This is a genomic window from Brevundimonas sp. UBA7838 (genome assembly GCF_002500885.1).
GTDB classification, from domain to species: domain Bacteria; phylum Pseudomonadota; class Alphaproteobacteria; order Caulobacterales; family Caulobacteraceae; genus Brevundimonas; species Brevundimonas vesicularis_C.
In genome coordinates, this window is sequence record NZ_DLTK01000100.1 from 20,178 (window position 1) to 42,481 (window position 22,304).

Sequence of the window (22,304 nt, forward strand, 5' to 3'; positions counted from 1 at the left end):
CGTCCTCAGTCCTCCCCGAGCGCAGCGACGTGGGCGACCGCAGAGCGGCCTAGTCCTTCAAGGTCGTAACCGCCCTCAAGCGCCGACACAACCTTGCCCGAACAGGTCCGACGCGCGACTTCCAGAATCGCGCGCGTCGCCCAGGCGAAATCCTCGGCCTCCAGCGACTGATGCGCCAATGGATCGCGCCGGTGGGCGTCGAAACCGGCCGAGATCAGGATCAGGTCCGGCCGGAACGATTCCAGCGCCGGCATCAACCCGCCGGCGAAGATCGCGCGCCAGTTCTCGCGCGCCGCATGGGGCGCGACAGGCGCGTTGACGATATTGCCGACGCCCCTCTCGGACGCCGCGCCCGTGCCGGGATAGAGCGGCATCTGGTGGATGGAGGCCAGAAACAGGCTGTCGTCGTCTTCGAACGCCGCCTGGGTGCCATTGCCGTGGTGAACGTCGAAATCAACCACCGCCACCCGCGCCACCCCTTCGGATTGAGCCACACGCGCCGCGACGGCGACGGAGGAGAACAGGCAGAAGCCCATGGCCCGATCCGGCTCGGCATGGTGACCCGGCGGGCGCACGGCGGCGAAGGCGCGATCCATCTCGCCCCGCGCCACGGCTCGCACCGCATCGATCGCCGCCCCGGCCGCCAGCCGCGCGGCCGGCACGCTGCCGGGCGAAAGGACAGTGTCGGCATCCAACTGAACCATGCCTGCGACCGGCGAGGCGTCCAGCAGGCGTGCGACATAGGCGGCGGGATGCACCCGCTCCAGGTCCGCAACCTCGGCCTGGGTCGCGGCGCGGCGGTCGCGGGCCAGGCCTGCATCCTCGAGAGCATCCAGCACCGCCTTCAGCCGCTCGGGACTTTCGGGATGGCCCGCGCCCGGCGCGTGGGACAGCATGGACGGATGGGTGAAGATCGGCAGGAACATTGAAGCGACGATACGCCGGGCTTTTGGACTTGTCGCCCGTGACGCGCACCAAGGCGCGCGCTAGAGCCGAAGCATGACCGAGATCGTGATCCGCCCTGGCCGCCCCGAAGACGCCGCCGCCTTGGGCGCCCTGGGCCGCCAGACCTTTATCGACACTTTCGTCGAGGGGTTCGGCATCCCCTATCCCGAGGCGGACCTGAACGCGTTTCTGGACGCCAGTTTCGATCTGGAACCGACGCTGAAGAAGTTGGCGGAGCCCGACTGCGCCTGGTGGGTGGCCGACCGCGACGGCGAACTGCTGGCCTTCGCTAACGCCGGCCCCAACGGCCTGCCCCACCCCGAGGCTCGACAGTCGCACATGGAGTTGCGCCGGCTCTATGTATCCAAGGCGGCGCAAGGTCTGGGGCTAGGAACCCGACTGCTGAAGCTGTCTCTGGACTGGATGCAAAGCCACACGGACGGACCGCTGTGGATCGGCGTCTGGAGCGGCAACGACAAGGCCCAGCGCCTCTACGCCGCCTACGGCTTCGAGAAGGCTGGAGAATACGACTATCCCGTCGGCGCCTGGCGCGACCGCGAGTTCATCTTGCGGCGCGACTGATCCGGGTTCACATCCCTCTCATGCTCCTGCCATTCTTTACCGCGCTGCGCGACGCCAAGGTTCCGGTGTCGATGAAGGAATGGCTCCATCTGATGGAGGCCATGGATCGCGAAGTGGCGGGGCGCGAGGTTGAGGCCTTTTATCACCTGTCGCGCGCGGTGCTGGTCAAGGACGAGAAACACTATGACCGGTTCGATCAGGTGTTCGGGACGGTGTTCAAGGGCGTCGAGTCGGTCGGGTCGGGCGAGGATCTGACCACCGACATTCCCGAGGACTGGCTGCGGCTGCTGAACGAAAAATATCTGACCGACGAGGAGAAGGCCCAGATCGAGGCGCTGGGCGGATTCGACAAGCTGATGGAGACGCTGAAGCAGCGTCTGGAAGAGCAGAAGGAGCGGCACTCGGGCGGCTCGAAATGGATCGGGACGGGCGGGACCAGCCCCTTCGGACACGGCGGCTATAACCCCGAAGGCGTAAGGATCGGCGGTTCGGGCAAGCATGGCCGGGCGGTCAAGGTCTGGGAAAAGCGCGAGTTCAAGAACCTGGACGACACGGTCGAACTGGGCACCCGCAACATCAAGGTGGCGCTACGTCGTCTGCGCCGTTTCGCCCGACAAGGGGCGCCCGACGAACTGGATATCGACGGCACCATCGACGGCACGGCTCGTCAGGGCTGGCTGGACATCCAGATGCGGCCCGAGCGGCGCAATACGATCAAGGTGCTGCTGTTCCTCGACATCGGCGGGTCGATGGACGGTCACATCAAGCTGGTTGAGGAGTTGTTCTCGGCGGCCAAGACCGAGTTCAAGAACCTGGAGTTCTTCTACTTCCACAACTGCCTCTACGAAGGCGTCTGGAAGGACAATCGCCGGCGGCACACCGAGCGGATCCCGACGTGGGATCTGCTGCACAAATACCCTGGCGACTGGCGCGCCATCTTCGTCGGCGATGCGACGATGAGCCCCTACGAGATCACCATGCCCGGCGGCTCCGTCGAGCACTGGAACGAGGAGGCCGGAGCCGTATGGATGAAGCGGGCGCGCCAGCAGTGGGAGAAGTCGGTCTGGCTCAATCCCGTTCAGGAACGGTACTGGGATTATACCGCTTCCGTCGGCATGCTACGCGAAGTGATGGAGCAGAGGATGTTCCCGCTGACGCTCGAAGGCCTCGACAAGGCAATGCGGGCCCTGACAAGGTAGGAGACGTTCGGGCGACCGCCTGCAACTTCACGAAGGGTCCGACCATGATCGCCGCCGCCTTCGCCTTGCTGATCCTCCAACAGACTGTACCCACCGTGGTGTGGGAAACGCCTGCGACTGAGGCGGTCGTTGAAATGCCGGCGCCGCCGCTTGATCACAACGTGCCTGCCTGGGGCCTTGCCGATCCGTTCGGCTTCGAGCGCGCTCGGTGCAGCCCGTTGGTGCGAGGCCAGAAGTCCATGGCCGAATGTCAGACCGAGGTGCGCGAACAGCTGGCCATCGCCATGGGGTCCGACCTGCCCGAAGCTCTGCGCCCGAGCGGCATGGCCGGTGACTGTCAGATGATCCGGGCCAGCGCCGCAGGCTCGGACTATGCGGTCCAGTGCGGCCCGCAGTCTCGCACGGCGGCCACGCCCTCGAGCCTGCGAGAAATGGATTGTCGTCCGCGTCCGGTCGAGGGCGGGTTCAGCTCTGAGTGCCGCCCGGTCGATGGAGCCGACAAGAAGGGACTATCGCTGACCCTGTGGGGCGACAAGAACTGATCGAAAAGAAAAGCGCCGCCCGCTTTCGCGGACGGCGCTTCGCATCTTCGCGCATTCGAGGGAAGCTTAGGCCTTGTCGCGCAGGCTGTCCTTGACGCCGCCGACAGTATTCTGGACCTTGCCTTCGACCTGATCGGCCTTGCCTTCAGCCTGCATCTTGGTGTCGCCGGTCACCTTGCCGACGCCTTCTTTAATCTTGCCACCGATGTTCTTGGCGGCACCTTCGATACGGTCATGGTCAGCCATGGAAATCTCCTAATTTTCGTCGCCGCGACGTAACGTTGCGGTTCGAAAAATAAACGATTTCGCTAATGGCCTGTTCCGTAAGGCTCAGCTTGGACGACGTAGCCAGACGGCGACAGCCCAGGCGTGAGAATCGTGACGCAAGCGCGAGATGGCGAAGGTCGGATCCAGCCACACCAGGGTGTGATCGTCCTCACATTTTGCATCGGGATTTTCGGCCGCCACAGTCGCCGTCCAGAAGCCGCCGACATTGTTGACCGGCTCGCGCGTCGAACGCACGAAATATTGGCTGGCCTCGGCGATGCGGTTCAGCGGCGCGACCGTCAAGCCGGTTTCCTCGACGAATTCGCGGATCAGCGCCTGAACCTCGGTCTCTTCCAAATCCAAGCCGCCGCCGGGCAGGTCGAAATAGGGACCGGTCTCGCGTTCGACGCGCACACAGGCGATCAGGCCATCGCGCTCGACGATGCCGAACGCGGTGGCGCGGTGACGATAATCCGAAGCGGGTTTGCGAACGCCGAACTGCAACATGATGAAAACCGACCCTAGAGGTCGAACGACAACCTGGCGCGCACGCCCTTGTGGGCGCCGTCGAACTCGACTGCCGACCGCAGGCCAGACGCCATGGCGGAAATGATCTTGCCACCGAGCCCCGTGCCCTTTGGCGTTCCATCGCCCATGCCGGGGCCATCGTCCTCGACCGTCAGCATCACGCGATCATCCGTTTCGCGGCGCAGATGGATGCGAATCTCGCCGCCCTGCCCCGGCGCATAGGCGTATTTGACCGCGTTGGTGACCAGTTCGGTGACGATGACGCCGATGGACACGGCCTGATCGGTCGTGACCGACAACGGCTCAGCGTCCAGCCTCAGTTTGGGCGATCCTTCGTCTGGCCCGATTGACTTGGACAGTTCGTCCATCAGCCCGACCAGATATTCGTCCATCTCCACGTGGCTCATATCGCCGGACGTGTAGAGGCGGCGGTGAACATGGGCGACGGCCTCGATGCGCGCCTGCGATTCGCGCAGCGCGTCCTTGGCGCCCTGATCGGTGACGTGGCGCATCTGCAACGACATGAAGCTGGACACCAGCTGCAGCGAGTTGCCGACGCGGTGGTTCACCTCACGCAGCATCGCCTCGGCCCGATCGCGCGCTCGGCGGATTTCTTCCTGCGCCAGTTCGTTCTCGCGCTCCAGCCGACGGCGCGACAGGGCGTCCTCGAGCGCCGAGCGCAACAGGGAGGTGAAGTCCTCCGAGACGTCCTTGATCACATAATCCGCCGCGCCCGCTCGAAGGGCGGCGACGGCGATCCGCCCATCCTGCGCACCCGTCACATAGACGACGGGCGGCGGCGCCGTCAGGGCCAGAATGTCCGGCAGGACGTCCAGCCCGTCTCGCGTCGGCATATAGTGGTCCAGCGCGCAAACGTCGAACTCATCCTGCTGCAACAGTTCCAGCCCCGCATCGCCGTCGGGCGCGCAGGTGACGGCGTAGCCGTGACGCCCCAGTTCCTTCTCGACCAATCGGGACAGACCCCGATCATCGTCGATGTAGAGCAGGCGGATGGGCTGGGACGCGTCGATCGTCAGATCTCCGGCGCCTGAATCACCGACAGGAACAGACCCAACTGACGGATGGCGCCGGCGAAGGACTCATAATCCACCGGCTTGGTGATGTAGACGTTGCAGCCCAGGTCGTAGCAACGCTGGATTTCGACCTTGTCGTCCGTGGTCGTCAGCACCACGACCGGAGCCCGCTTCAGACGGTCGTTGGCCTTCACCTTTTCCAGAATGTCCGTACCCGACATATCGGGCAGGTTGAGGTCGAGCAGGATCAGCAGCGGGCCATTGGCGAGGATTTCGTCGCTGAACAGATAGTCGAGCGCCGCACCGCCCTCATCGAAATGCTTGATCTCGTTGTTGATGTTGGCCCGGCGGATGTTCTTTTCGATCAGCTTGGCGTGGCCGTGGTCGTCTTCGACCATGATGATTTTGACGGGTTGCGTCACAGCGCGCCTCCGGGTTCAGACAGGATCAGTCGTTTGGGGAATTTCACCAGGAAAGTCGAGCCTTTGCCCAGTTCGGACTCGACGTCGATGGTCCCGCCCAGGCGGCGCACGCTATTTCTGACGAACGCCAGCCCCAGACCTTCGCCGGAACGGTCCTGTTTTCCGGAGCGGCGGAACAGTTCGAAGATCCGCTCATGGTCACGCGGGGCGATGCCCCGGCCGTTGTCGGCGACCCGGTAGACGACCCAGCCGCCCGGCACGTCTTCGCCCGACACGACGATTTCGCCCGGCCGGTCGTGATCCAGATATTTGACGGCATTATCGATCAGATTGCCGACGATCTGCTCCATCGAAATACGGTCGCTTTCGATCTCGGGCAGCGACTGCACATCGATGCGGGCGCCCGAGGCTTCGGTCTGGTGATGGACGCTGTTAGCGATGTTCTGAGCCATCGTCGTCATGTCCAGCAGTTCTGGAAGCAGGTTGCGGCGACCTTCGCGCGACAGCTTCAGGATGGCGTTGATCAGCCGGTCCATCTTCTCGGTCGAGGCGCGGATGAAGCCGATCGCCTCAGGCATTTCCTCGCGGACAGCTGTGACGATCTCGGGATCGACCACGCGCGTCTTTTCCGCCTCGTAGATCGCCTTGTCGACGATCTTGCCCGCCTGCTCCAGTTCGGAGGTGTAGCCCATGACGTTGACCAGCGGCGCGCGCAGGTCGTGGCTGACGATATAGGCGAAGCGTTGGATTTCCTCGTTCGCGCGCATTAGGTCGCCGGTGCGCTCGCGAACCTTGTCCTCCAGGCTGGCGTTGGCGGCGTCCAGTGTCGCGCGGGCGGACTGGATCTCGGCCACGTAACGCCGCACCAGCCAGGCCGAGAGCAGAGCCAAAACGAGGACCAGAAGCCCCGCGATGGCGTTCATCGTGACGGTCAGGAAGCCAAAACGCTCCGAGGCCCGGCGTCGGCTGTCGATTTTGTCGGACTTCAGCTTGTCGAACTTCTCGATGGCGGCTCGGAGCTCGTCCATATACTGCTTGCCTTCGCCAGACCGCACGGCCTGGATCGACTGCCCGATCCGACCCTGCCGCGCCAATGCGACGGTGCGCTCCATCTCGTCCCATTTCTTGTCACCCAGACGGTGAATGGGTTCGACGGTGTCTTTCAGCGTCGGATCGAGGGCTGCGCCCTCATCCAGAAACGCCAGAGCGGGCTCCATGTCGGCCCTGGATTCGCGATAGGGCTGTAGAAAATCGCTTCGTCCAGTCAGCAGAAAACCGCGTTGCGACGTTTCGGCGTTCAGGCTCGCAATGAGAACCGTGCGCGCGGCGCGCCGCATCTGCTGAGCATGCTCGATGGTCTTGTTCAACGCGACGGTGCGCTGGATCATCACGAAGGTCGTCGCATTGACCACGATCAGCAGTCCGAACGCCAGGATTAGCATGGCCGAGATCGACCGGGCCAACGACGGCGTACGCATGAAGTCGCGCAGGCGCGACCATTGGGATCGGGGGTTCGGACTCATGACGGCGGAGCTTTAGCGGGGTGCGTCGCCGCGTCAAACGTCAAACTGCCAAGTCGGCGGGATCAGACCTGGCCAAGGGTCCGCAACCGGGCCTTGGGATGGATCTCGTTCTGGCTCATCACGACGGTCTGGCCGCGGAAGCGTTCGATGATCGAGCGCACATAGGGCCGCGTCATCGGCCCGGTCAGCAGCACCGGGTTTTCGCCCGTCATGGCGATCCGCTCGAAAGTGTCACGCACGGCGCGGATGAAGTCCTGAAGGCGCGACGGCGCCATCGCCAGCTGCTTGTCTTCGCCCTGACCGATCAGGCTTTCGGCGAAGGCGTTTTCCCATTCCGGCGAAAGGGTGACGATGGGCAGGGCGCCCTCGCCGTCCTTGTTCTGCCAGCACAGTTGGCGGCCCAGACGCGCACGAACGTGTTCGACCAGGGTGGTGACGCTGGAGCTGTGCGGCGCGGCCTCGGCCAAACCTTCCAGAATGGCCGGCAGGTCGCGGATCGACACTTTCTCGCGCAGCAGAGACTGCAACACCCGCTGCAGCGTCGTGACGGTGACCACGCTGGGCACCAGTTCCTCGACCAGCTTCTTCTCTTCGGCGCCCAGTTCCTTCAGCAGCTTCTGCACCTCCGCATAGGACAGCAGATCGGCCATATTATCTTTCAGGATCTCGGTCAGATGGGTCGTCAGGACCGTCGACGGATCGACAAGCGTATAGCCCCGGAACGTCGCCTCCTCGCGCAGACCTTCCTCGATCCAGGTCGCTGGCAGGCCAAAAGCGGGTTCGCGCATATGCTCGCCCGGAAGCTCGACCTGACGGCCTGCCGGGTCCATCGCCATCAGGTGGCCCAGCCGCACCTCGCCCGCGCCCGTCTCCATCTCCTTGATGCGGATGGCGTAGCCCTGGGTCGGCAGGCGCATGTTGTCGAGGATGCGCACCTGGGGAATGACGAAACCGTATTCCTGGGCCAGCGACCGCCGCAACGCGCGGATTTGATCGGTCAGGCGGCGTCCTTCAAGATCGTTGATCAGGCTGAGAAGCGAGTAGCCGAGTTCGATCTTCACCTCGTCGATGGTGAGGACGTTGGCGATCGGCTCTTCGACGTCTTCCTTGGGTTTTGCGGCCGCTGCCGCCGCGGCGATCTCCGCCTCTGTCGGCTGAGGCTTCAGGCGATTGCGGCCCAGCCGCCAGGCCATGAAGCCCGAGCCGATGGCCAGGGCCGCGAACGGGATCAGCGGCATCCCGGGGATCAGGCCGATCAGACCGGCCGCGCCCGACACCACGCCCAGCGATACGGGATTGGTCGCCAGCTGGGTGACCATGGCCTTGTCCGCCGTGCCTTCGACGCCCGCCTTGGACACCAGGAAGCCGGCGGCGATCGAGATGATGATGGCCGGCACCTGCGTCACCAGACCATCGCCGATGGTCAGTTGCACATAGGTGTTGGCGGCTTCCATCGCCGGCATGCCGTGTTGCAGCGTGCCGATCAGTATGCCGCCGATGGCGTTGATGAAGGTGATGATCAGCCCGGCGACGGCGTCGCCGCGCACGAACTTGGAGGCGCCGTCCATGGCGCCGAAGAAGGTCGATTCCTGCTCCAGCTCCTTGCGGCGCAGCTTGGCTTGGTCCTCGGTGATCAGGCCCGACGACAGATCGGCGTCGATGGCCATCTGCTTGCCCGGCATGGAGTCCAGGGTGAAGCGGGCGGACACTTCGGCGATCCGGGTCGAGCCCTTGGTGATGACGACGAAGTTCACCACCAGAATGATCGCAAAGATGATCACCCCAATGATGAAGTTGCCGCCCATCATCAACTGACCGAAGGCGTTGATGACCTGACCCGCCGCATCGTGACCTTCTTGGCCGTGGGTCAGGATCAGACGCGTTGAGGCCAGGTTTAGGCCGAGACGGAACAGAGTCGAGACCAGCAGCACGGTCGGGAAGATGGCGAAATCCAGCGGCCGCTTCATCATCACAGCAGTCATCAGGATCAGCACGCTGGACACCAGCGAGAAGGCCAGCAGCAGATCCAGCAGGAACTTGGGCACCGGCAGGATCAGCAGCATGATCACGCCGATCACGCCGACCGCCATCAGCACTTCGCCGCGGTTGACCCAGCCCAGGACGTCGCGGCCCGTCGGGCGCGCCATGCCGTCCTTCATCATCACCGGCGTATCAGTCACGGCCCAACGCCTTCAGCGCGCGACGCGTCGCCTCGGCGATCACGACCGCATTGGCGTCGTCCGATGTCGCCCGGGTGGCGTGGTAATAGGCGGCGACGATCACAGGTTGGCCGTTCGGCGGATACAGCAGGCCGATGTCATTGGTCGGCCCATAGCCCCCCGTCCCAGTCTTGTGCGCCACCCGCCAACTCGCAGGCGTCCCAGCCCTAAGACGATTCTGACCCGTGGGCGTATCGGTCATCCACTGCAGCAACAGGGCGCGCGACGCCGCCGTTAAGGGCGAGGCCGGATCGAGAAAAAGACGTTGGAGGTTGGCGACCGACTGGTTGGGAAGGATCGTATCCTTGTCGCCGTCCAGACGATTCATCTCCGGCTCGAAACGGTCCGAGCGGGTGCTGCGGTCGCCGATGCCGCGATAGAAGGTCTGCATCGCCGACGGGCCGCCCAGGGCCTTCAGCAGCAGATTGGCGGCGGGGTTGTCGCTGACCTCCACCGCGCCCTTCATCAACTGCTCGATCGTCAGGCTGCCACCAACCGCGGGCTCGGTCACCGGAGCGTGGTTGATCATGTCCGCCGCAGTGATGGGGATGCGGCGATCAAGTCGCTCCTGCCCGGCCTGCACCCGCAACAGGGTCGCGGCGGCCAGATACATCTTGAAGGTCGAGCAATAGACGAAGCGTTCGTCGCCGCGCCAAACCAGCTTACGCCCTGTCGCCGCGTCCTGAACGACGAAGCCGAGACGTCCGCCATTGCGCGCTTCCAGGTCGGCCAGGTCAATAGCCTCGTCTGACAGACGGGCGGGCGCGGCAGGGTGTGATTCCGCGCGCGACGAACAGCCGACCGCGCTCAAGGCGGCCAGCCCCGTCAGGACGCATCGGCGCTCCACGGATGCGCGCATGGGTTCAGGCCGCGTAGCCCGAGGCGGAGACGCCGCTCATCGGCGCCGGAATGGCCGTGCCCTCATCGGCGTATTCGTTCAGCTTGTTGCGCAGGGTGCGGATCGAGATGCCCAGGATGTTGGCCGCGTGGGTGCGGTTGCCCAGGCAGTGGGTCAGGGTGTCCAGGATCAGCGTCTTTTCCATCGCCGCCACGGTCTGACCCACGAAGCTGCGGGTCACGGCGTCGGCCGCTTGGGCGGCGCGGGCGGCCACCCCGGCTTGCGGCGCCTCATAGGCCTGTCTCGCCATCATGCCCGCGCCCATGCCGCCCAGCGGCTGACCGTCCGGCAGGCGGATGGCGTCGACATCGATCTCAGGGCCGGTGGCCAGCAGCACCGCGCGGTGCATGGCGTTTTCCAGCTCGCGGACGTTGCCCGGCCAGCGATGGGCCGAAATAGCCTGACGCGCGGCGGCCGAGATCGGACGCACCGGCACGCCGTTGGCGGCGGCGTATTTCTTGATGAAGTGGTCGGCCAGCACCACGATGTCGCCGGGCCGCTCGCGCAAGGACGGCAGGCGCAGGTTCACCACGTTCAGGCGATACAGTAGGTCCTCGCGGAAGGTGCCTTCCGCCACGGCCTTGGCCAGATCGCGGTTCGAGGTGGCAATGATGCGGATGTTGACCGAAACCGGCTTGGAGCCGCCGACGCGGTCGATGACGCGCTCCTGGATGGCGCGCAGCAGCTTGGCCTGGAGCCGGGCGTCCATCTCGGAGATTTCGTCCAGCAGAAGCGTGCCGCCGTCAGCCTCTTCGAACTTGCCGATGCGGCGCGCAACGGCGCCGGTGAAGGCGCCCTTCTCGTGGCCGAACAGTTCGGATTCCAGCAGATTGTCGGGAATGGCGGCGCAGTTGACGCTGATGAACGGGCGCTCGGACCGACGCGAATGCTCGTGCAGATACCGCGCCATCACCTCCTTGCCGACGCCGCTTTCGCCGGTGATCAGGATCGAGGCTTCCGAGCGCGCGACCTGGTCGGCCAGTTGCAGCACAGCCTTCATCGAGGGGTCGGCCGAGATCATCGGCTTTTCGTCGTCGGCGACGGCCGACAGGACAGCGGCGATCAGTTCGGCGTCGGGCGGAAGCGGAATGAATTCCTTGGCGCCGGCCTTGATGGCGGCGGCCGCCTCTCGCGCATCGGCGTCGACGCCGAAGGCCACGACCGGAATGGTGATCCGCTCGGCTTCGTTGGCGGCGATCAGGGCGGCGATGTCCAGCTGATAGTCGACCATCAGCAGGTCCGCGCCCTGCCCCCGGCGCAGTTGTTCGGTCGCCTGGTCGGCGCGCTCGACGTGATTGACCTTGGCGCCGTGCGCCATGGCCATCTTCACCGCCGAAGCGAGCTGGCCGCTCAGTCTGCCTACCACCAGAAGACGCATCGTTCTTCTCCTCTAATCTCTAAAGCCGGTCGCCAATCAGGCGCCCGAGTCCTCGGTCTTGATGATTTCCGTCATGGTCACGCCCAGCCGGTCGTCGACGACGACGACCTCGCCGCGCGCGATCAGGCGGTTGTTGACGAAGATGTCGATCGCCTCGCCGACCTTGCGGTCCAGCTCCAGCACCGAGCCCTTGTTCAGTTTCAGCAGCTGGGCCACCGACATGTGCGACTTGCCCAGAACGGCCGAGATATTGACCGGCACGTCGAAGACGGTCGCCAGGTCGGCGGCGCTCTTTTCGCCGCTGTCGTCCAGGGGCGGCAGGCCCGAAAGGCCGGAGAATTCCTCCAGCGCCAGGTCGTCGGATGCCATCAGAACATGCTCCTGTCGACGGGAAGGGTTTCGGCGTGTCCGGCCTCGGCGGCCAGGGCGGCGGTCAGGGCTTCGGCGACGCGATCGGCCGAACCCTGCGGGTCGTGATCAGCGCGCCCGTCGGCCCATTCCAGCTGGAAGGCGGCCTGGGCCATGCCCGGTTCATCACGGAAGGCGACCGTACCGGTGAAGCCGCTGTCGGCGCACGCCCGCTCAATCAGGCCGCGCGCCTCGTCATCCAGGCCCGAGGCGCGAACGACCAGGCGTGGCGAGGCGTCGATCTCCTGCGCCAACAGTTCCAAAGCGGCTTTCAGCGGCGCATGCGGAAACCGGTCCAGAGCGGCCCCTGCGATGGTGCGCGCAGCAGCCAGGGCCAGGTCAGCGGCCTGTTCGCGGTGCGCCTGGGCCACAGCCTTCAGGGTCGGCATGGCCGAGGCCACAGCCTGGGCGATGTTGCTCAGGGCCATGGCGCGGATGTTCTCAACCTCGCTGAGCGCCTGTTCGCGCGCTTCCAGACGCCCCTGGGCGACCAGGGCCTCGACCTCGGCCGGCAGATAGGAGCGCTTGGCCGGCGTCCAGGCGCCGGGACGCACGACCGTGCCGTCCGCGTCAAACTCTGTGTCGAAGGCGAAGAGGCGCCGGATTTCTGGAGACTGGGTCATGTCAGTAGATCAACTCGTCGTCGGCGCCCTGACCGGCCAGCATGATGTCGCCCTTGGCGGCCAGATCCTTGGCGACCTGAACCATGGCCATCTGGGCGGCGTCCACGTCCTTCAGACGCACCGGCCCCATCGACTCCATGTCTTCGCGCATGATCTTGGACGCGCGCTCGGACATGTTGGAGAAGAACATCTCGCGCAGCCCTTCCGACGCGCCCTTCATCGCTAGGCCCAGCGAATCCTTGTCCACGGCGCGCAGCAGGGTCTGCACCCCGCCCGGGTCCAGCTTGGACAGGTCTTCGAAGACGAACATCAGGGCGCGGATGCGTTCGGCCGACTCACGATTGCGCTCTTCCAGGGCGCCGATGAAACGGGCCTCGGTCTGGCGGTCGAAGCTGTTGAAGATGTCGGCCATCATTTCGTGGCTGTCGCGCTTGGAGGTGCGCGCCAGGTTCGACATGAACTCGGTGCGCAGCGTCGCCTCGATCTTGTCCAGGATCTCGCGCTGAACGGGCTCCATGCGCAGCATCCGCTGGACGCATTCCAGGGCGAAGTCTTCCGGCAGGCTGGTCAGGACGCGCGCGGCGTGGTCCGATCGCACCTTGGACAGGATCACGGCGACAGTCTGGGGGTATTCGTTCTTCAGATAGTTGGCGAGAACGGCCTCGTTCACATTGCCCAGCTTGTCCCACATGGTGCGACCGGCCGGCCCCCGGATCTCCTCCATCAGGCCATCGACGCGATCCTTGGGCAGGAAGGCGGCCAGCAGCTTTTGCGTCTGCTCATAGCTGCCCATCACGGCCCCGGAGCCGGACAGGCCCGAGACGAACTCGATCATCAGGGCCTCGACGGCCTCGGCGCTGACGTTGCCCAGGGTCGCCATGGCCTGGGAGATTTCCTTGACCTCGTCGTCGTCCAGCCGCTCCCACAGGGCGGTGTGCTCTTCGCCCAGCGCCAGCAGGATGACGGCGGCCTTCTCCGGTCCCGACAGCTTGTTGGGATCGTCGATCGAGGCTTTCTTGTTGACCAGCTTCGCCATCAGCCTTCGGCCACCCAGGTCCGCAGGATGCCGGCCGCGTCATCGGGATGCGACTGAACGAAGTCGGCGACCTTCTTGACTGACGACGCCTTCACCTGACCCTCGATGCGGGCGATGTCGATCTTCTGTTCCATCTCGCTGGGCGCCGGCAGCTGAACCAGCTGAGGCTGGCCGTCCGGGCCGATCACCGTGGTCGCCACGGTCGTGACCGGCACGCCGTTGGCGCCCGCCAGCGCCGGCAGATTGGCCCCGCCACCGGCGGCCGTCTTCAGCAGAGGACGCAGCACGAAGAAGATCAGCAGCAAGGCGACGACCGTCAGAATGCCCAGCTCGACGAAACGCATGATGTCGTTCTTGGAGAAGTCCAGCAGCGACGACTTTCCGTCCAGACCGCCCTCAATGCCCGTGTCGTGGTTGAAGCGGACGTTGATCACTTCGATCTTGTCGCCGCGTGTCTCGTCGATGCCGGCGGCGGCGGCGACCAGCGACTTGATCTGGGCGATCTCCTCGGCCGTGCGCGGCGCATAGGTCGGCTCGCCCTTGCCGTCCTTGGCCGGCGTCCACTTGCCGTCGACCGCGACGGCGACGGCCAGCTTCTTGACCTCGCCCGGCTCCTTGGTCGTGGTCGTGGTGGTCTTGGAGATTTCGTAGTTGGTCGTCTCGGCGTTTTCCGAGTTGGTCGAACCGGCCGGCGTGGCACCGGGCGCCGCCCCGCCAGGGATGTTGTTCGTCGCAGTCACGCCGCCGTCGGGCTGGGCGCTGTTGTCTGCGGATTGCGAGCCGTTGGTCGTGGTCGAGCGGACGACCTGACCATCGGGATCGAACTTTTCTTCCTGTGTCGTGGCGCGGCTCTGGTCGATGTCGGCCGTCACCTGGACGCGAGCGGCGCCGGCGCCGACGACGCCTTCGACGATATCCTTGATGCGCGCTTGAAGCTGGCTCTCGGTATTGCCCTTGGCCTCGGCGGCAGAGGCTGAGGTGAAGGTTCCGTCGTCGCTGCCGGCCGCCAGGGTGCGGTTGGTCTGGTCCGCCACTGTGACGCGGTCGGGCTTCAGGTTCGGCACGGATGAGGCCACCAGATTGCGGATCGCCCGCACCTGATCGCTGGTCAGGTCACGCCCGCCCAGGCCCACCAGCACGGCGGCGGTCGGTTCGCCGGCGGCCGAGGTGAACATCTCGCGGCGCGGCATGGTGATGTGAACGCGGGCGGCGGTGATGCCGCGCATGGACATGATGGTGCGCGACAGTTCGCCCTGCAGGGCGCGCTGCTCGTTCAGCTGCTGCTGGAACTCGGTCTGGCCCAGCACCGACTGGGTGTCGAACAGCTCGTAGCCGACCGATCCGGACGTGACCAAGCCCTTACCCGCGACCAGCATACGGGCGGTGCCGACCTCGTCGCGGTTGACCATGATGGTCGAGCCGTCGCCCTTGGACGAATATTTGATGCCGGCCTGATCCAGGGCGGCGCTGATCTCGCTGGCCTCGCGCAGATCCAGGTTGGAATAGAGAAGCGCGTCCGGCGCCTGGCCCATGCGCAGCATGACGGCGACCAGCACGGCGGCCACGCCTGCGGCGACGCCGAGGACCGCAGCCAGACGGCCGATCCCGAACTTCTGCAACGCCGCTGTGAAGCCGCCCACGCGTCCCCGCCCCCTACTCGCGGGAGACACGAACGCCCCGCTAGGCAGAAAATGCCGCCTGGATGGTAAACGTCGCGTTAAGACCCGCTTAAGGGCGCGCCCCGCCCGCCTGGAGCTGCGGCAAAACCGCCGGCGCACCGGACGACAGAGGGGCTTTCGGGTCTCTCAACCACGAGACGACGTCGCGATAGACGATCTCGGCGTCCAGATCGCGGTTCAGCAGATGCCAGCCGTTCGGATACCAGGCGGTCCGCAGCGTTCCGCCCTGCTTCTCGGCCCGCTCCAGCGCCAGCTTCATCGGCCCCTTCTTCACCACCTCGTCGTGGGCGCCGTACATCAGGATGGCGTCGCCCCGGATGCGGCCCAGGCTGCGCGACGAGGTCTCCATCAGATCGACAAGCCCATAGACGGTGTCGAACCGGGTCGCGAGGATGCTCCTCGGATCGCGCCCGTTGCGGATCAGCTCCAACGTATTCGAAGAGGCGTGGATGTCGCGCGTGATGAATTCGGGCGGCTCCAGCGCCACGTCGCCCAGCGCCCGCGCCGCAATGTTCAGCGCCGTGCTGTTCAACGGTCCTTGCGTCGACCAACCCCACACGCCGGGGGCCAGCAGGACGATCCGGTCCGCATCCGGGGGATTGTCGGAGCCGAATGCGGCGGCGGTGACAGACCCGCCCATACTCTCGCCCACCACAGCGATGACGGCATTGGGATAGCGGGCCCGCGCCATCGCGGTGATCTCGCGCAGATCATCCGTCATCCGCTGCTGCCCGGCCCATTCGCCCCGCCCCGGCGCCCCGCCGAAGCCACGCTGGTCGTAGGACCAGGTCTCGATCCCCTGCTCGGCCCACCAAGGGCCGGCCAAGCGGAAGCTGGCGTCGTGATCGTTCATGCCGTGGAGGGCCACGATCACCGCCCAAGGCGCCCCATCCTTTGGCCCCCAATGCAGATACGGCAGGCGCGCGCCGTCCGACATGACCAGCGCCCGATCCTCGACATGGGCGCCGACAAAGCCCGGCGGCGGCGTCAACGGCGGCTGAATGTGGGGTGCGGCGCAGGCCGACAGAATGAGCGCGGCGGTCAGCGGCATAAGTCTGGAGGCGATCAAGGCCATGTGTCCCAAGCAGCGCTCATGATACCACCGGCGAGTCCTTCTCGCTGGAGCGAATGGCCGCCGGATTTGCAGAAGTCAGAATGCGCTGAACCCGTTCCCGGAGATAGGGAAGCACCTCCGCCTCGAACCACGGATTCTTCTTCAGCCAGGCCGTATTGCGCCACGACGGATGCGGCAGCACCAGCAGATCCGGTGCATACTCCCGCCACGCCCTAATCGTTTCGGTCATGGTCCGCTTGGCGTCATCGCCCAGCGCCCACGCCTGGGCATAGCCGCCGACCAGCAGGGTCAGTTCCATCTGCGGCAGGGCGTCCAGCAACTGCGGTCGCCACAGTTCCGCACAGCGTGTCGGCGGCGGATAGTCGCCGCCTTTCGGCGCGGTGCCCGGATAGCAGAAGGCCTGGGCCGCCACCCCGATGCGCGGGTCGGCGTAGAAGGTCTCATAGTCCACGCCCATCCAATCACGAAGACGATCGCCCGAGGGATCCGTGAACGGCAGGCCGCTCTCGTGGACGCGTCGTCCCGGCGCCTGGCCGCAGATCAGCAGCCGCGTCTCGGGAAAGACCCGCACCACCGGGCGCGGCGTGTGCGGCAGGACGCCCGCGCAGGCGCGACAGGCGCGGATGTCGTTCAGGATATCCTGGAGATCAGTCGTCATCGCCCTCGACGACCGGCGGACGGCGGCTCAGCGCCAGGGCCGTTTCTTCCTCGGTCGCCTGGCGCAGGCGCGTGACGCCGCGGAAATTGTCCGGATCGACCGCCTTGCCCTTCTTGGTGATGGTCAGCTTGCCCTGGCGCATCAGACCCAGAGCGGTCGCGCGGACCTTGGGCAGCATGCGCTGCCACTGCTCGGGCTGTAGCTCTTTGGCCACTTCCGCCGGCTCAATGCTCTTGCCGGGCTCAAGCGCGGCGATTTTGTTCAGGATTGCGGTTTCGATCGGGTCGCTCATTGCGCCTATATGCTGCAACGCACGCCCATAAGTAAGGCCGAGTCTGCATGCCCAAGAAAATCACCATCACCGAGGGCGAGTTCGCCGGCTGGCAGACCTACGATCTGCACGACACCTTCGACACGGTGGTCGGCCCCTTCTACGGCAAGCCGGATCCCGACGGGCACATGCGCTGCGCCTTCCGCGCCGAGCAGAAGCATATGAACGCAGGCGGGCGGATGCACGGCGGCTGCCTGATGACCTTCGCCGACATCGCCATGTTCCAGATCGCCTATCAGGAGATGGAAGGTGCCTCGGGCGTCACGGTTCAGCTGGACTCCACCTTCATCGACGGCGGCTATGTCGGCGAACTGATCGAGGCCACCGGCCAGGTCACCAAGGCGGGCAAGAGCCTGATCTTCGTGCGAGGTCAGATCAATACCGGCGAGCGTCTGCTGATGACCTTCTCCGGCGTCATCCGCAAATTCACGCCGCGCTGAGCGTGTTCTAGCCGAAGACGACGCTGGGCATCGCGCCGACGATGGCCGCGGTCATCAAGGTGGCCAGGAAGCCGGCGAAGAGGCCCTTCCAGACCATGCCCAGCACCTCCTCGCGGCGTTCGGGCATCAGGACCGACAGTCCGGTGACGGTGATGCCGACCGAGCCGATATTGGCGAAGCCGCACAGGGCGTAGGTCATCAGCATCCGCGTGCGCTCGGTCATCTCGGCGGCCGGCACCTTGCCCAGGTCGATGAAGGCGACGAACTCGGTCAGGGTCAGTTTGACGCCTAGCAGCCAGCCGGCGACATCGGCGTCCTTCCACTCGACCCCGATCAGCCAAGCGACCGGCGCGAAGATCCATCCCAGCATCCGCTCAACGGTCAGGGGCGCATCGAACACGACAAACCCGCCCAGCATGACGTTGACCAGGGCGACCAAGGCCACGAACACGATCAGCACGGCCGAGATATTCAGCACGACCATCAGGCCGTCGGACGTGCCCTTCACGATGGCGTCGATGGCGCTGTCGTATTTCAGGGCCGAGTCATAGTCGGCGACCGCGCCACCCATCCCCTCTTTCTCGGGGATGATGATCCGCGCCAGCAACACGCCAGCCGGCGCCGAAACGATCGAGGCCACCAGCACGTGGCCTGCCGCATTGGGCAGCACCGGCGACAGGATCGTCGCATAGGCCACCATGGTCGAACCGGCGACCGTCGCCAGGCCCACCACCATCATCAGGAAGATCTCGGACCGCGTTAGCTTGTCCAGATAGGCGCGGATCACGATCGGGCTTTCGATCATGCCCAGGAAGATGTTGGCCGCGACCGCCAGGGCCGACGCGCCGCCCAAACCCATCGTCTTCTGGAACAGAAAGCCGAAGCCCAGCGTGATCCACTTCAGGATCTTCCAATGCCACAGCAGGGCCGACAGGGCGGAAATCACCAGGATCAGCGGCAGAACCTGGAAGGCGAATGTGAAAAGCGCGCCCTGGTTCGAGACCGTATAGGGTTGGTCCCCGCCGGCCAGATAGCCGAAGACGAACTTGGTCCCCTCGGTCGTGGCGACCGCAAGACCGTCCACCGCGCCCGTCACCGCCGCCAGCACCGCCTGCGAGCCCGGAATGGCGAACAGGGCCAGCACCAGCCCCGCCTGCACCAGGATCGCGCCGATGGTCAGCCGCCAGGGGAAGGCCTTGCGGTTTTCCGAGATCGCCCAGCAGACCGCGACGATGACGACCAGACCCAGAAGGCTCTGGAGGTTCAGGAGGCTGAACATGGAAAACGATCCCCGCATCCGGCGCGTCTGCCGGTCTCTATTCGCTTCAAGGACAAAGTGACGCGGCTGGCAAGCGAAACGAAAAAAGGGCGGCCCCTTAAGGGACCGCCCTCATCCTGTCGTCGCGCCTCGGCTTACAGTTGGCCGCGCACCAGCTTGCCGTAGTGATCCATCAGATCCAGCGACAGGGCGCCGGGGGTGAAGCGGTATTCGCCGACCTCGGCCACCGGGGTCACCTCGACAGCCGTGCCGGTCAGGAAGCATTCGGTGAAGTCCGAAAGTTCTTCCGGCTTGATCTCACGCACCACGACCTCGATGCCCTTTTCGCGAGCGATCTCAATCACCGTCTGGCGAGTGATGCCGTCCAGAATGTGCTCGACGTTCGGCGTGTGGATAACGCCGTCCTTGACGAAGAAGACGTTGGCGCCGGTCGCCTCGGCGACATAGCCGCGCCAGTCCAGCATCAAAGCATCGGCGAAACCGCGACGCTCGGCGGCGTTCTTGGACATGGTGCAGATCATGTACAGACCCGCCGCCTTGGCCGTCGTCGGGGCCGTCGCCGGATCGGGACGACGCCACTTGGACCATTCTAGACGCAGGCCGCGCGCCTTGACCTCCGGGTCGAAATAGCTGGGCCAGTCCCACACGGCGATGGCCAGATGGACCTTGTTGTTCAGGGCCGAAACGCTGGTCTGCTCCGGGCCGAGGTAGGCGACGGGACGCACATAGCAATCCGTCAGACCGTTCTTGGCGCAGGTTTCCTTACAGAAGGCGTCGATTTCAGCGACGCTGTAGGGTATCTCGAAATCGAGCAGGTTGGCGGACCGCTTCAGGCGCTCGGAATGTTGCGTCAGCTTGAAGATTTCGCCGCCGTACATACGCTCACCCTCAAAGACCGACGAGCCATAATGAAGGGCATGGGTCAGAACGTGCGTTTTCGCTTCCCTCCAGGGGACGAAATCGCCATTCACCCAGATGAAGCCGTCACGATCGTCGAAAGGAACGAAGGCCATTGAAATACGTCTCCCGCGAAACTGACGGTCTTAGAGCCGCACGAATCGCTCAGGTCAACGCCGCAAGCGGGGGAAACGTCGCATGAGCATGACGGAATCGCGTTCGCATGGCCGCTCAGGCCCCATCGCCGGCCCCGGCGTCGGCCGCCATCTGCTGATCGTCGACGACGACGATCGCATCCGCGAACTGCTGAAGGAATTCCTGGCGCGCGAGGGCTATCGCGTGACCGGCGCCGCCCACGCCGCCGCCGCCAAGCGGATGATGGAGTTGATCGAGTTCGATCTGGTCGTGCTGGACGTCATGATGCCCGGCGAAAGCGGCCTGGACCTGACCAGCTGGGTCCGCAACAAGGCTGAACTGTCCAAGACGCCCGTCCTGCTGCTGACCGCGCGCGGCGATGCCGAGGACCGGATCGAAGGCCTGTCGCGCGGCGCCGACGACTATATGTCCAAGCCCTTCGAGCCGCGCGAACTGGTGCTGCGGATCGACGCCATCCTGCGTCGCACCGGCGGCAAGCCGATCGGTCCCAAGGAGATCAAGCTGGGCACCGCCGTCTTCGACATGGAACGGCTGGAGCTGAGCCGTGACGGCGCGCCCCAGCGCCTGACCGAGGCCGAAGCCCAGTTGCTCAAGACCCTGGCGCTCCACGCCCATGCCCCGGTCGAGCGGATGAGCCTGTCGCCCGACACCGCCGACATCACCGGCCGCGCCGTGGACGTGCAGGTGACGCGCCTGCGCCGCAAGCTGGAGGTCGACCCCAAGAACCCGCGCTATCTCCAGACGGTGCGCGGTGTCGGCTATATGCTGGCTCCCGACTGAGCCGATGCGGCTTCTGCCCGCCTATCTGTGGCCGCGATTTCTGAAGCGGCGCCTGCCGACCTCGCTGTGGGGCCGGTCGCTGCTGATCATCGTCCTGCCGGTGCTGGTCATGCAGATGGCGGTGACCTGGGTCTTTTTCGACGCCCACTGGCAGACGGTGACCGCGCGCCTGTCCGAGGGCCTGGCCGGCGACATCGCCTGGGCCGTCGAAAGCTATGAGGACGACCCCAGCCCGGCGAACCTGGACAAGCTGGCCAATCGCGCCGAGCGGTCCATGTCACTGTCCATCGTGCTTCAGGATGGGCGCACCCTTCCGACGGAAGAACGTCGCGGCGCCATCGGCGTGGTGGACCGGGTGCTGGACAAGGCCCTGGATGCGCGTCTGGACCGCCCCTACTGGTTCGACACCACCCGCTATCCCGCCTACGTCGACATCCAGGTGCAGGAGCCGCAAGGCGTGCTGCGCATCATCGCCCCACGCGAGCGCGCGGTGGCGACGCAAGCCCACATCTTCGTCCTGTGGTTGGCGGTGGCGACCGTTCTGTTGATGGGCGTGGCCATCCTGTTCATCCGCAATCAGGTCCGCGCCATCGAGCGTCTGGCCGACGCCGCCGAGGCCTTCGGGCGTGGCGAAACCGTGCCCCGGTTCAAGCCGCATGGCGCGCGCGAGGTCCGCGCCGCCGCCGTCGCCTTCATGGCCATGCGCGACCGCATCCAGCGCCACATCGATCAGCGCACCGCCCTGCTCGCCTCGGTCAGCCACGACCTGCGCACGCCCCTGACCCGTCTACGTCTCGAACTGGCTCTGGCTCCTCCCTTCAAGCGCCAGTCCGCCATGCGCGGCGACCTGGACGAGATGGAGCATATGATCGACGAATATCTCGACTTCGCTCGCGGCGAGGCGGGTGAACCGCCCAAGCCGGTTTCCATTTCCGACCTGCTGAAGGCGGCCGGCGAGGATGCGAAACGCGCCGGCGCCGAGGTCGAGGTGGTGGTCGCAGAGGGCCTGACCGCCTCGGTTCGCCCCCTCGCCTTCAAGCGCGCCCTGGTGAACCTGGCCGGCAACGCCGCCTCGCACGGCGAGCATGTGCGGCTGTCGGCCCGCGCGCTGGCGTCCGGCGGGCTGGAGATCATCGTCGAGGACGACGGACCCGGCATTCCCGAAGCCATGTACGACGAGGCCTTCCGGCCCTTCTCGCGCCTGGACGACTCCCGCAACCAGAACCGCAAGGGCGTCGGTCTGGGCCTGGCCATCGCGCGCGACGTGGCGCGCGGCCACGGGGGCGACGTCACCCTGGATCGTAGCGAACTGGGCGGATTGAAAGCGACCATCCGCATCCCCGGCGCGGTCACCGTGGCTGAATCCGCCTAAGGCTTTAAAGCTTTCGTCAGCAGGGTCTGGCGA

At 65.5% G+C, this 22,304-nt stretch carries 24 protein-coding genes; 6 read left to right on the forward strand and 18 right to left on the reverse strand.

Features of this window, described 5'->3' with window-relative positions; translation table 11 throughout:
* Positions 1 to 5 precede the first annotated feature (5 nt).
* The gene (locus tag B3T77_RS09145; RefSeq protein ID WP_292078969.1) at positions 6 to 926 is read right to left on the reverse strand and encodes a histone deacetylase family protein; all 921 of its coding nucleotides are present in this window, start codon (positions 924 to 926) and stop codon (positions 6 to 8) included.
* Between the two features lie 73 nt (positions 927 to 999).
* Between B3T77_RS09145 and B3T77_RS09150 the strand changes: the two genes are divergently transcribed.
* The 3 genes from B3T77_RS09150 to B3T77_RS09160 are packed head-to-tail and all read left to right on the forward strand — an operon-like array spanning position 1,000 to position 3,268.
* On the forward strand, positions 1,000 to 1,527 hold the full coding sequence (locus tag B3T77_RS09150; RefSeq protein ID WP_292078970.1) for a GNAT family N-acetyltransferase: 528 nt from the start codon (positions 1,000 to 1,002) through the stop codon (positions 1,525 to 1,527).
* A 20-nt stretch (positions 1,528 to 1,547) separates the two neighbouring features.
* Positions 1,548 to 2,726, forward strand: coding sequence for a vWA domain-containing protein (locus tag B3T77_RS09155; RefSeq protein ID WP_292078971.1), 1,179 nt, complete (start codon positions 1,548 to 1,550; stop codon positions 2,724 to 2,726).
* A 44-nt stretch (positions 2,727 to 2,770) separates the two neighbouring features.
* Entirely contained in the window at positions 2,771 to 3,268 is a 498-nt protein-coding gene (locus B3T77_RS09160; RefSeq protein ID WP_292078972.1) for a hypothetical protein, read from the forward strand.
* A gap of 66 nt (positions 3,269 to 3,334) precedes the next feature.
* Here B3T77_RS09160 and B3T77_RS09165 read toward each other — a convergent pair whose 3' ends face one another.
* The 15 genes from B3T77_RS09165 to B3T77_RS09235 all read right to left on the reverse strand — a co-directional run bounded on the left by B3T77_RS09165 (position 3,335) and on the right by B3T77_RS09235 (position 17,308).
* The gene (locus B3T77_RS09165; RefSeq protein ID WP_055803844.1) at positions 3,335 to 3,514 is read right to left on the reverse strand and encodes a CsbD family protein; all 180 of its coding nucleotides are present in this window, start codon (positions 3,512 to 3,514) and stop codon (positions 3,335 to 3,337) included.
* Between the two features lie 84 nt (positions 3,515 to 3,598).
* On the reverse strand, positions 3,599 to 4,042 hold the full coding sequence (locus B3T77_RS09170) for an NUDIX domain-containing protein (RefSeq protein ID WP_292078973.1): 444 nt from the start codon (positions 4,040 to 4,042) through the stop codon (positions 3,599 to 3,601).
* A gap of 14 nt (positions 4,043 to 4,056) precedes the next feature.
* Complete coding sequence (locus tag B3T77_RS09175; RefSeq protein ID WP_312184840.1) at positions 4,057 to 5,100, reverse strand: sensor histidine kinase; 1,044 nt, start codon at positions 5,098 to 5,100, stop codon at positions 4,057 to 4,059.
* A complete protein-coding gene (locus B3T77_RS09180) occupies positions 5,097 to 5,519 on the reverse strand; it encodes a response regulator (RefSeq protein ID WP_231868686.1) in 423 nt (140 codons plus the stop codon). The genes B3T77_RS09175 and B3T77_RS09180 overlap by 4 nt, the downstream gene beginning before the upstream one ends.
* Complete coding sequence (locus B3T77_RS09185; protein ID WP_292078975.1) at positions 5,516 to 7,042, reverse strand: sensor histidine kinase; 1,527 nt, start codon at positions 7,040 to 7,042, stop codon at positions 5,516 to 5,518. Before B3T77_RS09185 ends, B3T77_RS09180 begins: the two co-directional genes overlap by 4 nt.
* A gap of 62 nt (positions 7,043 to 7,104) precedes the next feature.
* A complete protein-coding gene (gene flhA / locus B3T77_RS09190) occupies positions 7,105 to 9,204 on the reverse strand; it encodes a flagellar biosynthesis protein FlhA (RefSeq protein WP_055754112.1) in 2,100 nt (699 codons plus the stop codon).
* Between the two features lie 10 nt (positions 9,205 to 9,214).
* The gene (gene bla / locus B3T77_RS09195) at positions 9,215 to 10,120 is read right to left on the reverse strand and encodes a class A beta-lactamase (RefSeq protein WP_292078976.1); all 906 of its coding nucleotides are present in this window, start codon (positions 10,118 to 10,120) and stop codon (positions 9,215 to 9,217) included.
* 4 nt (positions 10,121 to 10,124) lie between these two features.
* On the reverse strand, positions 10,125 to 11,537 hold the full coding sequence (locus tag B3T77_RS09200) for a sigma-54 interaction domain-containing protein (protein ID WP_292078977.1): 1,413 nt from the start codon (positions 11,535 to 11,537) through the stop codon (positions 10,125 to 10,127).
* 36 nt (positions 11,538 to 11,573) lie between these two features.
* Positions 11,574 to 11,906, reverse strand: coding sequence for a flagellar motor switch protein FliN (fliN, locus tag B3T77_RS09205; RefSeq protein ID WP_039246916.1), 333 nt, complete (start codon positions 11,904 to 11,906; stop codon positions 11,574 to 11,576).
* The gene (locus tag B3T77_RS09210) at positions 11,906 to 12,568 is read right to left on the reverse strand and encodes a flagellar assembly protein FlbE (protein ID WP_292078978.1); all 663 of its coding nucleotides are present in this window, start codon (positions 12,566 to 12,568) and stop codon (positions 11,906 to 11,908) included. The genes fliN and B3T77_RS09210 overlap by 1 nt, the downstream gene beginning before the upstream one ends.
* Position 12,569: 1 nt before the next feature.
* Positions 12,570 to 13,604 (reverse strand): flagellar motor switch protein FliG, encoded by a 1,035-nt coding sequence (gene fliG, locus B3T77_RS09215; protein ID WP_055754108.1) that lies wholly within the window; start codon positions 13,602 to 13,604, stop codon positions 12,570 to 12,572.
* The gene (gene fliF, locus B3T77_RS09220) at positions 13,604 to 15,244 is read right to left on the reverse strand and encodes a flagellar basal-body MS-ring/collar protein FliF (RefSeq protein ID WP_066552295.1); all 1,641 of its coding nucleotides are present in this window, start codon (positions 15,242 to 15,244) and stop codon (positions 13,604 to 13,606) included. Before fliF ends, fliG begins: the two co-directional genes overlap by 1 nt.
* Before the next feature lie 88 nt (positions 15,245 to 15,332).
* A complete protein-coding gene (locus B3T77_RS09225; protein ID WP_292078980.1) occupies positions 15,333 to 16,358 on the reverse strand; it encodes an alpha/beta fold hydrolase in 1,026 nt (341 codons plus the stop codon).
* A gap of 16 nt (positions 16,359 to 16,374) precedes the next feature.
* The gene (locus tag B3T77_RS09230) at positions 16,375 to 17,016 is read right to left on the reverse strand and encodes a uracil-DNA glycosylase family protein (RefSeq protein WP_112862500.1); all 642 of its coding nucleotides are present in this window, start codon (positions 17,014 to 17,016) and stop codon (positions 16,375 to 16,377) included.
* Positions 17,006 to 17,308 carry a DUF3253 domain-containing protein gene (locus B3T77_RS09235; protein WP_017504494.1) on the reverse strand — a complete coding sequence of 101 codons (303 nt, stop codon included), beginning with the start codon at positions 17,306 to 17,308 and terminating at the stop codon, positions 17,006 to 17,008. Before B3T77_RS09235 ends, B3T77_RS09230 begins: the two co-directional genes overlap by 11 nt.
* A 47-nt stretch (positions 17,309 to 17,355) precedes the next feature.
* Here B3T77_RS09235 and B3T77_RS09240 point away from each other — a divergent pair, with 47 nt between their 5' ends.
* Entirely contained in the window at positions 17,356 to 17,787 is a 432-nt protein-coding gene (locus tag B3T77_RS09240; RefSeq protein WP_039246907.1) for a PaaI family thioesterase, read from the forward strand.
* Positions 17,788 to 17,794: 7 nt separating this feature from the next.
* Here the strand turns inward: B3T77_RS09240 and B3T77_RS09245 are convergent, their stop codons facing one another.
* Entirely contained in the window at positions 17,795 to 19,066 is a 1,272-nt protein-coding gene (locus B3T77_RS09245) for a NupC/NupG family nucleoside CNT transporter (RefSeq protein ID WP_039247069.1), read from the reverse strand.
* Between the two features lie 134 nt (positions 19,067 to 19,200).
* The gene (locus tag B3T77_RS09250) at positions 19,201 to 20,079 is read right to left on the reverse strand and encodes a branched-chain amino acid aminotransferase (RefSeq protein ID WP_045810405.1); all 879 of its coding nucleotides are present in this window, start codon (positions 20,077 to 20,079) and stop codon (positions 19,201 to 19,203) included.
* An 88-nt stretch (positions 20,080 to 20,167) separates the two neighbouring features.
* Between B3T77_RS09250 and B3T77_RS09255 the strand changes: the two genes are divergently transcribed.
* Complete coding sequence (locus tag B3T77_RS09255) at positions 20,168 to 20,899, forward strand: response regulator (protein ID WP_369796268.1); 732 nt, start codon at positions 20,168 to 20,170, stop codon at positions 20,897 to 20,899.
* 4 nt (positions 20,900 to 20,903) lie between these two features.
* Positions 20,904 to 22,271, forward strand: coding sequence for a sensor histidine kinase (locus B3T77_RS09260; RefSeq protein ID WP_292078984.1), 1,368 nt, complete (start codon positions 20,904 to 20,906; stop codon positions 22,269 to 22,271).
* Positions 22,272 to 22,304: the final 33 nt, after the last annotated feature.